This is a genomic window from Photobacterium panuliri (genome assembly GCF_059920555.1).
Window position 1 is genome coordinate 1,311,077 of the sequence record NZ_CP197193.1, and the last position, 14,701, is coordinate 1,325,777.

10 protein-coding genes are annotated in these 14,701 nt (G+C 49.4%); 4 read left to right on the forward strand and 6 right to left on the reverse strand.

The annotated features are described in order from the left end of the window. Positions 1-43: 43 nt before the first annotated feature. On the reverse strand, positions 44-937 hold the full coding sequence (locus ACSF8X_RS22140) for a LysR family transcriptional regulator (RefSeq protein WP_047876808.1): 894 nt from the start codon (positions 935-937) through the stop codon (positions 44-46). A gap of 204 nt (positions 938-1,141) precedes the next feature. Here ACSF8X_RS22140 and ACSF8X_RS22145 point away from each other — a divergent pair, with 204 nt between their 5' ends. Together ACSF8X_RS22145 and tyrS are read left to right on the forward strand one after the other, a co-directional pair. Beyond that, positions 1,142-1,588 carry a PACE efflux transporter gene (locus tag ACSF8X_RS22145; protein ID WP_500851482.1) on the forward strand — a complete coding sequence of 149 codons (447 nt, stop codon included), beginning with the start codon at positions 1,142-1,144 and terminating at the stop codon, positions 1,586-1,588. Between the two features lie 41 nt (positions 1,589-1,629). Further along, positions 1,630-2,835: a tyrosine--tRNA ligase gene (gene tyrS, locus ACSF8X_RS22150; RefSeq protein WP_500851483.1), complete on the forward strand. Its 1,206-nt coding sequence runs from the start codon at positions 1,630-1,632 to the stop codon at positions 2,833-2,835. Here the strand turns inward: tyrS and ACSF8X_RS22155 are convergent. After that, positions 2,832-3,524 carry an aspartate/glutamate racemase family protein gene (locus ACSF8X_RS22155; protein ID WP_500851484.1) on the reverse strand — a complete coding sequence of 231 codons (693 nt, stop codon included), beginning with the start codon at positions 3,522-3,524 and terminating at the stop codon, positions 2,832-2,834. The two genes, tyrS and ACSF8X_RS22155, sit on opposite strands and share 4 nt — an antisense overlap. A 226-nt stretch (positions 3,525-3,750) precedes the next feature. Between ACSF8X_RS22155 and ACSF8X_RS22160 the strand changes: the two genes are divergently transcribed. After that, a complete protein-coding gene (locus ACSF8X_RS22160) occupies positions 3,751-4,335 on the forward strand; it encodes a cyclase family protein (RefSeq protein WP_500851485.1) in 585 nt (194 codons plus the stop codon). Positions 4,336-4,413: 78 nt separating this feature from the next. On the opposite strand, the gene ACSF8X_RS22165 is transcribed toward ACSF8X_RS22160, so the two are convergent. From ACSF8X_RS22165 to ACSF8X_RS22180, 4 genes are all read right to left on the reverse strand, one after another. Further along, positions 4,414-4,953, reverse strand: a complete 540-nt coding sequence (locus ACSF8X_RS22165) for a GNAT family N-acetyltransferase (RefSeq protein ID WP_500851486.1) — start codon at positions 4,951-4,953, stop codon at positions 4,414-4,416. Positions 4,954-4,992: 39 nt separating this feature from the next. Further along, complete coding sequence (locus tag ACSF8X_RS22170) at positions 4,993-6,162, reverse strand: MerR family transcriptional regulator (protein WP_500851487.1); 1,170 nt, start codon at positions 6,160-6,162, stop codon at positions 4,993-4,995. 200 nt (positions 6,163-6,362) lie between these two features. Then, positions 6,363-8,942, reverse strand: coding sequence for an alpha-glucosidase (ygjK, locus tag ACSF8X_RS22175; protein ID WP_500851488.1), 2,580 nt, complete (start codon positions 8,940-8,942; stop codon positions 6,363-6,365). Positions 8,943-9,131: 189 nt separating this feature from the next. Next, complete coding sequence (locus ACSF8X_RS22180; protein WP_500851489.1) at positions 9,132-9,908, reverse strand: transcriptional regulator; 777 nt, start codon at positions 9,906-9,908, stop codon at positions 9,132-9,134. Positions 9,909-10,999: 1,091 nt separating this feature from the next. Here ACSF8X_RS22180 and ACSF8X_RS22185 point away from each other — a divergent pair. Continuing rightward, the gene (locus tag ACSF8X_RS22185; RefSeq protein WP_500851490.1) at positions 11,000-14,644 is read left to right on the forward strand and encodes a DUF4132 domain-containing protein; all 3,645 of its coding nucleotides are present in this window, start codon (positions 11,000-11,002) and stop codon (positions 14,642-14,644) included. The last annotated feature ends 57 nt before the right edge of the window (positions 14,645-14,701 follow it).

Genomic DNA, 14,701 nt, shown 5'->3' on the forward strand with positions numbered 1-14,701 from the left:
CTCTAGACTGCCCACCTATTAGTTATATACCCAACTCAACAACCTAAACAAACCGATAACTATCGAATGCACGGGCAATAATTTCCATCGCGGCCTGGCGTACAGGCCCAGATTGATGCCGGCGTGACTCAACCACATCCACGGTTGTCACCCAGCCATCAGGCTCGAATGCGATATTGAGGATCTGCAGCTCTCCACGTTCCACACTACTTCTTGCAAGACGCTCTGGAACCAGCGCCCACCCCAAACCGTTAGCTGCCATTTCCAGCATCAATTGATGGGTATTTGCGTACCATACCTGCGGGCTAATGGCATAACTGAACCACAGCTCTTTGCCAACGGAGGAGCGATGAGCGAGCTGGCGGTAATTCCGCAAATCGGTATCGCTTACGGTTTTCTGGCTGGCCAACGGGTGAGTTGGCGCTGCCAAGGTCACGAAGCGGTTGTAACCAATCGTCTTGAACTCGGCATCTTCCAGCATGGTTCCATCGGCATAGACCACCCCAATATGCGCCCGCCCCTCACTGAACATAGCCTTGATGTCAAATGTCGATGCCGCCACCACATTGATCGTTGCCATCGGGTGCGAGTCGGCCAATGCACAGAGCTCAGCCAGCAAGCAGTTATCCAGCAGGCTTTCCTCCACGGCTATCACCAGCTCATGCTCTTCGGCGGTTTCTAGGGCCATCAGCTTTTGGTCCAAACGCTGCTGCTGGAGCAAAATGGTCTTTGCCATCGGCAAAAGCGCCTCGCCAGCCGGGGTCAAAACCGGGATATTGCCGCTCCGATCGAACAAGATCTGGTTGAAGGTGATCTCCAAGTTGGAAACCGCCTGACTCACCCCTGACTGGGCACGCCGGTACTTTCGCGCGGCCGCAGAAAAAGAGCCGCACTCACACACGGCAACGAATAATTTCAACTGTTCAAAACTGTACATGCATGGCTACCTACGCGTGGTTCGTCAATTTACAAGCAACGGTCAATTCAACATGGTTATTGATATAAAGCTAGCCTATCACGATCTGTGATAGCTGCTAACTTTTCATCCCCATTCCCACTGCTATTCTGAGCTAATACGCCTTGTCGCTGTAATATGCCAAGGTGAAAGTTACACCACTGAATACGATGAGAAAAACACGCAATGCAGCCTATCGAACGCCTTTTCCATGCCGTTTTGTTTGAAGTTCTGGCCATCTCACTCTCCATTGTCGGCCTGATGGTCTTTACCGATCACCCCGTCACCAAGTTATCAGGAACAATGATAACCGTTGCGACAATAGCGATGGTATGGAACATGGTGTTCAACGCCCTGTTCGACCGTCTGATTCCCGGCAAGCGCGAAGATCGCAGTTTCATGACCCGCATCATGCAGGTTATCGGCTTCGAAGGCGGCCTGCTGCTCATCACCGTGCCACTGATGGCATGGATGCTTTCCGTCGGACTATGGGAGGCCTTCGCGATGGATATTAGCGTCACGCTATTTATCACCGTTTACGCCTTTATTTTCAATTACTGCTACGACCACCTGCGAGCAGCCATACTCCGCCACCGTCAAGGCAACGCTGGCCATGATCACCTGCCGGTCTAACGGCCCCGTTTACACCTTTCACTGATTACCGAAGAGCAGTTATGAACAACCAAACCCCGAATACAATCCCTAGTGATGCCTTGGCAATGATTACCCGAGGTACAGACAGCATTAGCCCCTTTACCGCACTGAAACAAAAACTGGCCTTGAACCGCCCTCTTGTCGTTAAGTTGGGTGCCGATCCCACTGCACCGGACATTCACCTCGGCCACACGGTTATTCTCAACAAATTGCGCCAATTCCAGCAGCTAGGCCACCAGATCATTTTCCTTATCGGTGACTTTACCGGCCGGATCGGTGATCCCTCCGGCAAAAACACCACCCGCCCACCGTTGACAACCGAACAGGTCCTGGCCAATGCGGCTACTTACAAGGAGCAGGTATTCAAGATTCTTGATGCTGACAAGACCCAGATCGTCTTCAACTCCGAATGGCTCTCGCAGCTTGGCGCGGAAGGCATGATCCGGCTGTCTGCGAGCCAGACAGTGGCCAGAATGCTGGAACGGGAGGATTTCAAACAACGCTTTGCCAGCCAACGAGCCATCGGGATCCATGAATTTATCTACCCGCTCCTCCAAGGCTACGACTCGGTTGCGCTCAAGGCTGACATTGAACTTGGCGGCACCGACCAGACCTTCAACTTGCTGATGGGACGGGAACTGCAAAAACAGCATGGTCAAGAACCACAGGTAGTGATCACCATGCCGTTGCTGGTCGGTCTTGATGGAGAGAAGAAAATGTCTAAATCGGCTCACAACTACATTGGGGTCACTGAAGCACCGGATGAAATGTACGGCAAGCTGATGTCAATTTCCGACAGCCTGATGTGGAACTACTTTGAATTGCTCTCCTTCAGACCGCTGTCCGAAATCGAACAATTCAAGGCAGAGATTGATGCGGGACGCAATCCCAAAACCGTGAAGGTCCTGCTGGCCAAGGAGATCGTCGCACGCTTCCATGATCAGGAAGCCGCCGATCAGGCAGAACAACGCTTCGACAGCCGCTTCAAGCATCAGGCTCTGCCCGATGACCTTGAAGCCATTGAACTGCCCGTCGGCCTGAGTCTCAGCCAGTTGCTAAAACAAGCAGGTCTCGTGGCCTCGACCTCAGAAGCAATGCGTCTGATCGCCCAAGGAGCAGTGAAACGGGATGGCGAGAAACTTGAAGACCCGGCCCTGCCGGTACTTGCCGGCGAGGCGATCTACCAAGTCGGCAAGCGCCGGATCGCCAAAATCATCACCGCTTAATCCAAGGCTCGAGCAACAGCGGCGGCGGCATGGATCGCCGTCGTATCATAGAGCGGGACCTGGGTATCTTGGGGGCGAAGCAGCAAGGCAATTTCGGTACACCCCAAGATAACAGCCTGTGCACCCTGCTGGTACAGTGCTTCGGCGATTCGGATATACTCCTGCCGTGATGTCGCAGAGATAGTCCCCTGACAAAGTTCATCATAAATTATACGATGCACACACTCGCGGTCAGCTGCATCAGGAACGATGACCTCAATGCCAAAATTATCCTTGATACGGCCCGTATAGAAATCCTGCTCCATGGTAAAACGCGTACCTAGCAAGCCAACTTTGGTTATGTTATCGGTAAGCAACTGCTGTGCTGTGGCATCAGCAATATGCAATAACGGGATCGATACTGCAGCCTCAATGGCAGGGGCGACCTTATGCATCGTGTTTGTTCCGATCATGATAAAGTCCGCTCCGGCCGCTTCAACCGAGCGCGCCGCCTGAGCCAGTATTTCCGCGGTCGCGTTCCAATCCCCAGCATGTTGCAACGTTTCAATCTCAGCAAAGTTTACACTGTAAAGCACAATCTTCGCCGAGTGGAGGCCACCTAACTGCTGCTTCACCCCTTCATTGAGCGCCCGGTAATAACTGCTGGTCGACTCCCAGCTCATGCCACCCAGTAAACCTATCTTTTTCATAATCTTCCTTATTTAAAATGCAATGCTGTATGCCCAAACAACCCGCAAAGAAAAGAGCTGCAAGCCTATTAAAGTCGCAGGAACATAGAACACAATGTCCTTAAATTGATGTTTTTTGTCCTTATATCAGTAATCACCCATCACGGATTTCTCTACAATGGCGACCAACTAAACCAGACCACATCAACATACACCGATACAACAGCCGTACCCAAGGACACCAGCCATGACACACCACCTCATCAGCCTAGAACTGGATGAAACCCACCCGGCCTACCAATGGGCCAAACGCCAGTCCGACAGCGTCAATGCCTTTGGTCATATTGGCACCCACATTGACTGTTATACCCGAAGACCCACCCAGACGCATTACCGGACGGAAGCCGTTGTTATCGACTGCCGCGAGGGCATGCCGACCGCAGCCGATATCGAACGCTATCAAATTCAAGGGAAAGCCCTCGTCCTGTACACCGCCAATACGGCAGCCCATCAATACGGTACCGAGGCATACGGCAAACATGACACCGCACTTCACAGTGACGTGCTTGATGCCATTTTGGGCCAGAGCCCAGCCTTTATCATCATCGACAGTTACGGTATCGGCCAGCACGGCGACGAACATATGGCTTTTGACAGACGCTGCGAAGCCGCTGGATGCTTTGTCGTTGAAAACGTCCTGCTGACCCCGCCCATCGCCGAACAGCTGCGGCAAGTGGTTATCGCCATCCCGGCTACCCGCCAAGATGCGACCGGCCTTCGTTGCGAGGTAACGGCCATTTGCCCATCTGAAAACCATCATGCTGACAGCTAATAAAAAAGGCCACAAAAATGTGGCCTTGTCTCGGTATACTATGGGAACACGCCAATCTTTCGTATTCCCCGCAACGATTTACCAATACACCTGCTTGTCGAGAGCGGGAACACATGAAGAACGCCCGCTAATGGCCGGTATCGCCTGCTCACACAATGACAGCGCCAGCCAGCCTTCAGGGTACGTCAGCACCCGAGGGGCAGGAACAACCGCTTCGCTCACGGGTTCAAAGCCCACCTTGCCATAGTAATTCGGATCACCATAGGTAATGACGAACTCGACACCTTGCGCACGCAATACCTCCAAGGCAAAGCGGATCAGCCCCTGACCTACCCCCTTGCGTTGGCAGTCAGTACGCACCGCAACAGGAGATAGCAAATAAACCCGCCGCTCAGATTCGTCAAACCCCATACGGGTCATCATAATACAGCCGGCCAAATGCCCGTCGCCTTCCGCCACGAAGACCATGATATCTTCCGGATTAGTCGTAACCATCATCTCCCGGGCTAGTTCGCCGATCAGCGCCCCTTCCGTCTCACCTTCGGAATCCGAAAAGGTCTGGGTGAATAACCGCTGCACACGATCAAGGTAACTTGAGTCACATACTGAATATTTCATTGCTACTAATTTCTCTTCAATCAGCCCTGATGCAACCCATCAACGCTTTTGCAAAACAAACATCTGATAATCGAACTGGCGGCCACGCTGGCGATATATCGCCAGTTCCTTTTTGATATCACGCATCGCCGACGACTCAGCCATGTCGGCCTCAAGCGCATCAACCTGTGCCTGAAGTGGCTCGTAGTAAGCCGCCCATGAGTCATCACTGAGCGCAAAGCTGCCAAGCACCTCATAACCAGCCTGTTTTGCCTGTGCGATACGCACTTTCTCATCGCCGATATCCGGGTACTCATTGAGCCAAAACGCCCTAACCTCATCATCCGGTGTATCACAAGACCATACCAGATCACTGAGCACTAGCACCCCGCCCGGCGTCAACAACCGCTTCCACTGCTTAAAGGCATTCTCCACCCCCATAACGTAAGCAGAACTCTCGGCCCAGATGACATCAAAGGCCTCATCGGCAAACGGCAAGTCCGTCATACTGGCTGTCACCGCAGTGATTTTATCGGCCACACCGCACTCGCCCGCCCGGCGAGCCAACCGATCCAAAGCAGCGTCATGGTTATCAACCGCAGTGATCGGAGCCGGACAATGCGCAGCCAGTACCGTTGTTGCGATCCCCTGACCACATCCCACCTCAAGCAATTGCTCAGGCACGAACGGTACCTTGGCCAACGCGCGCAGGGTATCGGCTTCCGAGCCCGGCCCCCAGCGTTCCAACGGGTCAAAAACCCTAAAAAAGTCATTCATGTAACTATCATGGGTATTCATATCTTTCGAAATCCATCGCAATCTCAAGGCTTCTTTTTCACTGAAGCCCTGCTTTATCAACCAGTCAAAGTGCGCAGCTGGAGCCTGACTGTCCATATTCTGGTGCCACTCTCGCATCGAGTGCCTGCCGAGCATTGCCGCCAGCAGCTCCCTGGCTTTTTGCTTTTGGGCTATATCCTCGTCCAAAATGGCGAGGCGCTGCACCAAGCTTTCACGGTTTATCTGGCTATCCAGACACGCCTGACACTCCTTGAGCGTCAGCCCTCCGGCTTGCAACTGCTGCAAGAGCTTCACACGCTGGACATCCTGTTCGCTATAGGTCCGGTAGCCATTGTCCAGCCGATTGCCACAAATCAGCCCAAGCTTTTCGTAATACAGCAAGGTAGATCGGCTCAAGCCAACCTGCTGTGCCAATTCAGAAATACGGTACATCACCCACCCCTTTTATCTTTTACCCACCTTAAACTGTGAAGCATTAGACAGGTCAAGCAAATTTTATTTTCCCCAAACAAAAAAACCGGACGGTAGACACCTACCATCCGGTTTTTCCTTTCGGCCTATCTAGCGCCGTTGCAAATTCGAGCCTCGGTCAGGATCCGGGGGAATAACCCCTTCCGTCAGCCCTATGCGGGTTACTTACCGACAAAGCCGTTGTAAAGCATGTATAGGTGCGCCGCACTCCACGAGAAGTTATTCGCGCCCTGTACTTCACCGGTTTCCGGGTTGTAGTTTTCCTGAATCGGCGTAGTTTCGGTCAGGCCCTCGGCGTTCTTAAACAGCTTATCGACCATCTGGCGGGCTTCCGCACCATAACCGTAGTTGTCCATACCGCGGACGCCAAAGTAGAACTGATCCAGCCATACGCGGCCACGCCAGTAAATGTCCGGGCCGTAAGCCGGGTTATCCATTGCCGCCGTACCCAGCGGGATCTTCGGTGAATTGAACTTGCCAGTATCTAGCATGTTCTTCACCACCGCATCAGCGTGAGACTGATCGGCAACGTTGTTGAACAGCGGCGACCAGCCCTCAGGCCCCATGCCGCGCCATACAATCGGCTTACCCGCACAATGTACCGCCGTCGAACCGTTAAACTTGGTAACCTCCGGTGTCACATTGCTGATCTCAATGTCGTAATAGAAACCAGTAGCCTCGTCGAACATACACTGGTTGACATAGTTCTTGGTGTAAGCGGCATAATCGGCAAATAGCTTGGCATCGGCAGACTTGCCCAGTACCTTGGCAATTTCAGCCAGGAACAGGTTGTCCGAGTACCAATAAGATGCCTGATCCACTGACTCCTGCTTGATAGCATAGCCCTGCAACTTGTTGTCAACCGTGTTGCGCACTTCGGTAATACGCAGTTCCCAATCCTTCGATGCCGCCGCTATATCGCCGCCGTGGTTTTTGTCCGCATAGGCTTTCAACTGCTCGGCAGAGATAAAGCCGAAGACACCGGCGTTGTCACGGCCCGACTCCCAGCCAGCCGCCTCCTTGACCGGGATATACATATTGGCAGGGGTGGCAGTACCATCATCCAGTACGCTGTTGTACTCGGCCAAACCACCAACCCAGTATTCCGCGCCGTCCAAATTAACATGGAACTTCATCATGTCTTCGCGGTTATCACCCTGGATCTCGGCTGAATCGATCTCGTCACCCATCACCGTGTGAATAGGGTCTTTCGCTGCACCGTATTCAGGGATCCCGTTGTGGTTCGAGTCACGGTTGTTTTTCCACCAGTTGTGGTATTCAACCAACTTAGGATACATCTCCTCCAGCCAAACCTTGGCCTCTTCGCCACGGTTATGCTCGTCCTTCAGCGCCGTGTACACTTCCCATACCGCCCATGATGCTAGCGACGGCTTGGTATTGCGTTCATTCCAGTTAAGGCCGTTGGTTGCCAACGGTACATTCTGCTTGAATTCCTCATCCATCAAATCCCAGCGTTCTTTTGGCAGGTTATAGGTCACGACATCCAGCAGGTAGCCGCGATCCCACGGACGCACGGCATCATCGGCCTGAACTTGGAACTGGAACACGGTACGGATGTTTTCCATCGCCACATCCGGGTTGAAATGGGCCATTGCGTAAGCCTGCTTCCAAGTATCCCACGGCCAAGTCATGTTGCCGGAAAAGTATGGTGCGGTAACGGATGGCGTAACAGTATCGTGGTTGATCGCGCCAGCAGCACCACGCCAGTTGGCATGCAGAGTTTCCATCGCCTTCACCGCAACAAACTCATGCTCGGCAGAGGCAGCGTCATTGCTCAGGCCCTTCGCCAGGTATTCTTCCCAGCGCGCAGTGGAATCTTTCATGTAAGCGGTTGGATCAGCCATGATCTCGTCAAGCTTGGCATACTCGGATGCTTGCTCTTTAGCATTCTGAACATGGGTGTAGGCAGTGTGCAGAACAATCTTCTGGCCGTTGCCCAACTCAGCTTGCTGGGTAAAGCCTTTATTGTCAGGATCAATCGTCGCGCTCTGCGGCGCAACTGAACGCGTCACCTTGTATTTCGACTGACCGGAAGTCAGCAGCGACCAGCTGTTGCGCACGGCACCGAACGACACCTCGACACCGCTCTGTGTTGCAGCGATAGCTCGGGTATAAGTCGGGTAGATTTGCTCCACAGTCTTCACGCTGGCGTCTTTATTCTGATCTAGCACGCCATCCGTTGCCCGGTAGTGCTTGATCAACTCACCTTCCCACACACCGGTGATATCCAGCTTGTTCGGGTTCTTGATGGTTGTCTGGACCAAAGAGGTACGGTTGGAGACAAAACGCATTTCCAACGATGCTTCAATGCCCTGCTCGCCCTCGTACTTTTGGATCAGCGTACCCGGCAAGGAATAGGCCTGAGCCAATTTCAACGACATCGGCGAACCATCGACAATCAGGGTCAGACGGTCAAAACGGGCCGCCATGAATGAGACGTACTCTTCGGTCAACAGCGCCATGCCACCCAGCGCAATCTCACCGCCTTCCGTATCCAGCGTGTGGCCATGCCACGCACCATTATCGAACATCGGGATATAACGCAGATGGCCGCCATGCAAATCACGCAATGCAACAGGAACGCCTGCGCGATCAATCGTATTCTTAAACTCGGCAGCTTTCAGGGTTACAGAGGACTCCGTCGCGTTATCGCTATTGCAGCCGCTTAGAGACAGCGCAATACCGACCGCCACTGCGCACAGGGAAGCTTTGATGTTCATTATATTATCCTTAATTATATTAACCGTCGGATCCTTGCTTCATGAAAGAATAATCTCCCATAAAAAACAAAATGACCTTTCAGTATTTTATTGTGTATAGGGCGACAAACAGATATAAAAATCAGTGTTTAAACCGGACAACTAAAATTTAAATACCCGTTATTATTAAGTTTCAAACAACAACTACATTTAATTAGATTCTGTTTTTTTCTCAAAAGAAATTTCTTTTAACAACTCACCGTCAATATTAGGAATTGTCTTAGATAGAAAAACCTGATTACCGGGTGTAAAGGTCATTAGTACATTTCTAAGTCTTGGCGTAGTCTCTGAAGATTTATTCTTAATATCAAATTCAAGTAATTTATTATGAACTTCAGCGAGTAGCTTTTCTTCTTGTTCTTCGGTAATGGAAATTCTGTCAATACAAATAGGCATATTGACATCTTGGCTAAAAGCATCATGCATAAAGCGATTGGCAAACAATATTTCCAACGGCGATCCCTGATCAAAAACAAAACGCCCTTTACCGGTAAATTGATATTGCCTATCCCCTTTCAATACCAGGTAACCCAACATTTCCAATGCACGCAAATAAAGCGTTACAGACGTCTGGTTCAACTGGTAGGCCTGTGCTATTTCATCTAAGCTGCTATCATTAATTCGCAATAAATTCAGAAAATCAAAAAGGTGTGGATAGCGGTAAAATATCTCACCATTCAACCCTGTAATAACCTGCTCGCTCTCTTGCTGCAGCTGTTTGCCCCGCATCGATAGCTCAACCAAATCTGTATCGAGATATGACGCATAAAGCAAAATCTTATCCAACCCCAACGCCGTATTATGCAACTGCCTCTTTATTGTCGACAACGGGATTTCCATTTTCAAAGATAAGTCAGAATAGCCAATCCCTTTCTCTTTGATTTTTTCCCGCAAAGCCGCAAGTAAATACGTTGCTGAATGATTCATCTAACATTGCTCATATTCGTACTATCAACATCCATAAACCTAACACCAAGAGAATCCTTACTCTTGTGATATTAGTTCCATTTATTGTGACGTTTATATCTGCCATGCCGAGGAGTTTTCCCAATAATTTAATCGGCAATGACGTTAATAGCACCATTTGGAACTTCATCATCTTTTCTGATGCGGAGTATAATTCTTTTGAGACATAAAATTAAGTGGTTAACAAAAAATGTAATCGTTTTCTTTCAGAAGACAGATTTCTTGAGTCAGCAGTATCAATTTCCAATACCCATAAAACAAATAAAGGATAAGATCACAAAAAAGCGATTAGATAGTGGAAATAAATTCAATAAGTGTTCTGTGATTGGATTGTTATAAAGCATACTCTTTTGAGTAAATCGGTAGATTATAAACTTGAATGAACATCATATTTTTAACCTAAAATGCTAGCGATATCAAATTTTTGCCATGGCTATCACTCCCTCCTATTTCGAGTTCATCGTCACCGTATTTTTCAATGATAAAAATAACAAAATGGCTGTTAATTTTGTTGAATATGCGATGGATACATACTCAGCTAATCCACTTCGTCTACTTAGTAACATTGTGGTCAAGCATCCTCACTCATTACCCAACCCAAAAAGCTCAATCCTGTTCTAGATACTCAAAAATTCTCATTCCACAATATCAACTATCCGGATCGCTACCAAGCAACGAATGAGCATACTTACAACAGCGTGGCATTCCTGCGTCCAATACATCAATGCGGGCGCTGCATCAGCCTCCCCACTTACTACACCGCATGAAAGGCACAATTGTCGACCACGATCAGGCACTATTGCTAATCGACATGCTCAAGTAAAAGCAAAAGGCGTTAAATACCAGCCTACAAGCCCTATCCCCCCCTGTACTGAAGGTAACTTAAGCGTGACATCAACAAAGATTGTTTCGCTTACCCACTATATAAGCTTGCGTTGTTCCGATAACTATTGATTTTGACCCCATTGAACATTAACTTATGCCAATTATTGATATTTTACGCATGTTACACATAAATATCGCATCAATTATAACGACAATGGAATTTAATAATGAAAATCAGTGATCTCATTGCAGATTTAAAGAAAAATTACTTTTTTTCGGATAAAACCGCAGATGACATTAATGAATATGTATTCAATGACGCACAACCTGCGCTATATTCTGGCTCGCAAGAAAATATCTCTGATTTTTATATTAAAAGAATCATTAAAGAATTAGATAATATTGATGACGATCCGCTATACATCCGTCGCTTTGTCATCGCATTACTTAGCTCATCGTCCGATTTTGAATGGCTGGCTACCAGCGTCATGGACAGAGTTCAAACTATCTACCCTGAATTCCATACTCTTGTAGGTAATAGCACCGAAGAAATCCTTGATAAAGTATTCACCCTCGGTGAATGGAATGACATCAAGAAAGCCTTTTTCAAGCTATCCCAAATCGGCCTTCCAGAACAGGAAGTTATCGAATACCTAAAAAGCGACAAGCTAAAATCAGAAGGGTTCTATAACTTTATTCACAATCCTTACCTGCAGCTTTACCTCTTACCACAATTGAGAAAAGCCTATGACGCCAAAGATTGTGAAACATTTGATGCTATTTTCCGCGAATATTTCGCAGCCTGCCTGCAAGACCACTGCAAAAAAATCGACAAACGCCGAGATAAATTCAATGGCTCTTTGAACAGAATTGCATTGCCACAAGATGCTTTTGATCGTTTCATGGCTCTGTTTGATGGCACAGGCAACTGGGAAACAGATCTTGAATTCGTAGCTTCACAGCTAATCAGAGGTAAAGACCGCTATTCTTCCGAAGAAGAATACGTCCTGCTCAACGATAAAGACTTCGAGGATTTGATTTATTTCATCCTTGATTTAGAGCTATTCCACCGCTTCAGCGACTCAAAATACGTAAATAACTTCTCAACGATTATTTGTGTTCTGGATATTGAAAAATGGATTAATGAATTACGATTCTTCTCATCCTACCACTATTGTGCTTTCAACAATGCTCAGGAATTAATGAGTGAGCTGGACGATGCCATCAAGGTATATCCTGTTCTTCAACCAAGTTTCATTCAGTTTCTCGTCAACTACCTCACCAAGCACTACCACTGCTGCCTGAGAAATTATGATAAACCGAACGCGGAGAATTTCTCATCAAACTCACACCTGCAACTATTGAAATTACTGTGTGAGCGCTTTGGGGCCACTTACATTTGGGACTGTTATTACAACGACAACCCTAATAAACCAAAGAATGATATTTTCCACGGATTGCTAACGAAAGTTTCAGCACAGCCTGAACTGCTAGAGCGCAAGGTTCAATTTGACCAAGCCTTACTGCGCAAGGCGATCCCTTGCATTACCAAAAAAGAGCAAGACAATGCTCCTCTGCTCGATTTCATTCTAACCGGTGAAAATGCAGATGCCGTTGCAAAAATCGCACTGGATAACAGCAACATTGATTATGTTTCATGGCTATCACAACCTTATTTCGAGCGCCTAGCCACGGTATTTTTCAACGGTAAGAATGACAAGCTCGTTGTCGATTTCGTTGAAAATGCAAGCGACACATACTCTGCAGCTCCACTTCGACCGCTGAGCGAAATCGCGGTCAAGCACCCTCACTGCATCGCCAGCTACATGAAGGGGCTGATTGGCCATACGCAAAATATCAACCAGCGCAACAAGCTTGAGCTAGATACCCAAGCGTTTTATCACGACGGAGTCACCTATCCGGATCTCTACCCAAGAAACGAACTGGCATACTTACAACAGCATGGTATCCCTTGCGTTAAATACGTCGCAGCTGGCTCGGCGTCAGTCAAAGCACTCTTGCTGATCTGCCTAAAAGGCACGATTACCGACCACGATCAGGCACTCTTGCTGATCGACATGCTCAAGGAAAAACAAAAGGGGCTGAATGCCAATTTGCAAGCCTGCATCAAGGCACTACCGGAGACACTGAAACACGCGGTACTCTCAACCATTGCCGAGCAACTGGCTGATTTCAGTGGCCAGAAAGAGATCAATGCTGTCGAGTGCCTGTGCCACGAGCCCCTGAACGAAGAAACCGCCCTTGATCTGTTGAACAAGGTCAGCGAGGCACAGTCGCGTACCCTGCTGATCCAGCATGGCAATATCAACTTCATCCACCTGTACAAAACGGCCGACGGCAACTTTGATTTGGCTAGCTACCTCGCCGAGAGCTATCAGGCACCGAAGAAACTGCCTGTCAGCGAGGATATCCTCCAGCTGATCGAAACCAAAGACGGCAGCAATGGCTATGAGGCTGCAATCCAGCTGCTGCAGGTTTACCAGCACCACGATGCGTTTGTACCAAGTTCTGAAGGCCAAGCGATCCTGTCACAAATCACCGAGACCTCTCTCGATGATTTCATGTGCCACCTGATCAGCCAGTACGCCGATAGCATCACGGCCAAAAACCGTTGGTTGCTAACCATCCCGACCCTGCACGCCACGCCGAACACGGTCAAAATCCTGATGCCGCTTATCGAACGCTGGGCAAACGGTTCCAAACACCAACTGGCTGCCCAACTTATCAAACAGATGGGCGGCAGCGGGCTGACCCAAGTGTTCATGGCTCTGGATCGCCTAAGCCGCAACACCAAAAAACAGAGCGTCAAAGAAGCCATTGAAGATGCGTTTGCCATTGGTGCAAGCCAAAAAGGCATCACCAAAGGCGAGTTGGGCGACAGCTTGGTCGACAACATCGGCTTTGTTGACAACGCGATTCCGCTGCCATACTGCGGCCAGGATTTTGCGCTGATCCTCAACAAGGAGCTGAAGTTCTCGATCCGCAAGCCGGACGGCAAAATTGCGAAATCCCTGCCTAAGCCAAAAGTAGACGACGATGCCGCAGCTGCAGCCGAGGTGAACAAACACTTCAGCGAGCTGAAGAAAATGCTCAAGGATATGGTGACACTACAAACTCACCGCCTTGAAGACGCCTTCGTGATATGGCGCCAGTGGCAGTACGAGAAGTGGGCCGAGCTGTTCCTTGCCAACCCGGTAATGAACAAACTGGCTAGCCAGTTGGTATGGGGTATCTACGAGAACAATACCCTGACCCAAACCTTCACCGTTAACCCAGCGGTCATTACCGTCGATGACGAAGCGCTCGACATTGCGCCACACAGCCAGATCGGTTTGGTGCACCCTATCGAACTTAGCGCCGAGCAATTGGCCGAGTGGCAAGATTACTTCGCCGACTGGGAGATTTCGGTGCTATTCGATCAGCTAGCACGCCCGATGCTAACCCTGACCCCAACCGACAAAGATCCGCTGGCTTACGCGCCGAACTTGGTTTTCCGCAAATCGCCATCAACCGTGATCAACCGCCTGCGCAAGAAAGGCTGGTCCATAGGTTCAGTGCGTGATGGAGGCAGCTTCGACGAGCTGTACAAGGAAATCGACGAAGGCAACCTGGGCATCGAAATCACCTTCGATGAAGATGTATGGCATGGTGGCTACGGCTATGAATCGAACGAGATCGATATCGCCATTGGTAAGATTGAATTCTACCAAGCCGGCCAACTGCCTCGCGGCAGCTACTGCTACGCAGAACTCGATGAGCCTGAGTACGCAACACTGAAAAAAGACATCGAACAACTGCCGCTACGACTGGTTCAGGAACTGGTTCGCGAAGCGATTAACGGCTTTAAGTAACCGTCCCTCTCCTGAATCAGGCTAGCTGTTCGCGGCCTGATTCAGGTATATATTCAT

Excerpts from the sequence above, each read along its gene's own strand:
- ACSF8X_RS22140 (WP_047876808.1), bottom strand. The coding sequence starts at position 937 with ATGTACAGTTTTGAACAGTTGAAATTATTCGTTGCCGTGTGTGAGTGC.
- ACSF8X_RS22180 (WP_500851489.1), bottom strand. The coding sequence starts at position 9,908 with ATGAATCATTCAGCAACGTATTTACTTGCGGCTTTGCGGGAAAAAATC.
- ACSF8X_RS22160 (WP_500851485.1), top strand. The coding sequence starts at position 3,751 with ATGACACACCACCTCATCAGCCTAGAACTGGATGAAACCCACCCGGCC.
- ACSF8X_RS22155 (WP_500851484.1), bottom strand. The coding sequence starts at position 3,524 with ATGAAAAAGATAGGTTTACTGGGTGGCATGAGCTGGGAGTCGACCAGC.
- ACSF8X_RS22185 (WP_500851490.1), top strand. The coding sequence starts at position 11,000 with ATGAAAATCAGTGATCTCATTGCAGATTTAAAGAAAAATTACTTTTTT.
- ACSF8X_RS22170 (WP_500851487.1), bottom strand. The coding sequence starts at position 6,162 with ATGTACCGTATTTCTGAATTGGCACAGCAGGTTGGCTTGAGCCGATCT.
- ygjK (WP_500851488.1), bottom strand. The coding sequence starts at position 8,942 with ATGAACATCAAAGCTTCCCTGTGCGCAGTGGCGGTCGGTATTGCGCTG.
- ACSF8X_RS22165 (WP_500851486.1), bottom strand. The coding sequence starts at position 4,953 with ATGAAATATTCAGTATGTGACTCAAGTTACCTTGATCGTGTGCAGCGG.
- tyrS (WP_500851483.1), top strand. The coding sequence starts at position 1,630 with ATGAACAACCAAACCCCGAATACAATCCCTAGTGATGCCTTGGCAATG.
- ACSF8X_RS22145 (WP_500851482.1), top strand. The coding sequence starts at position 1,142 with ATGCAGCCTATCGAACGCCTTTTCCATGCCGTTTTGTTTGAAGTTCTG.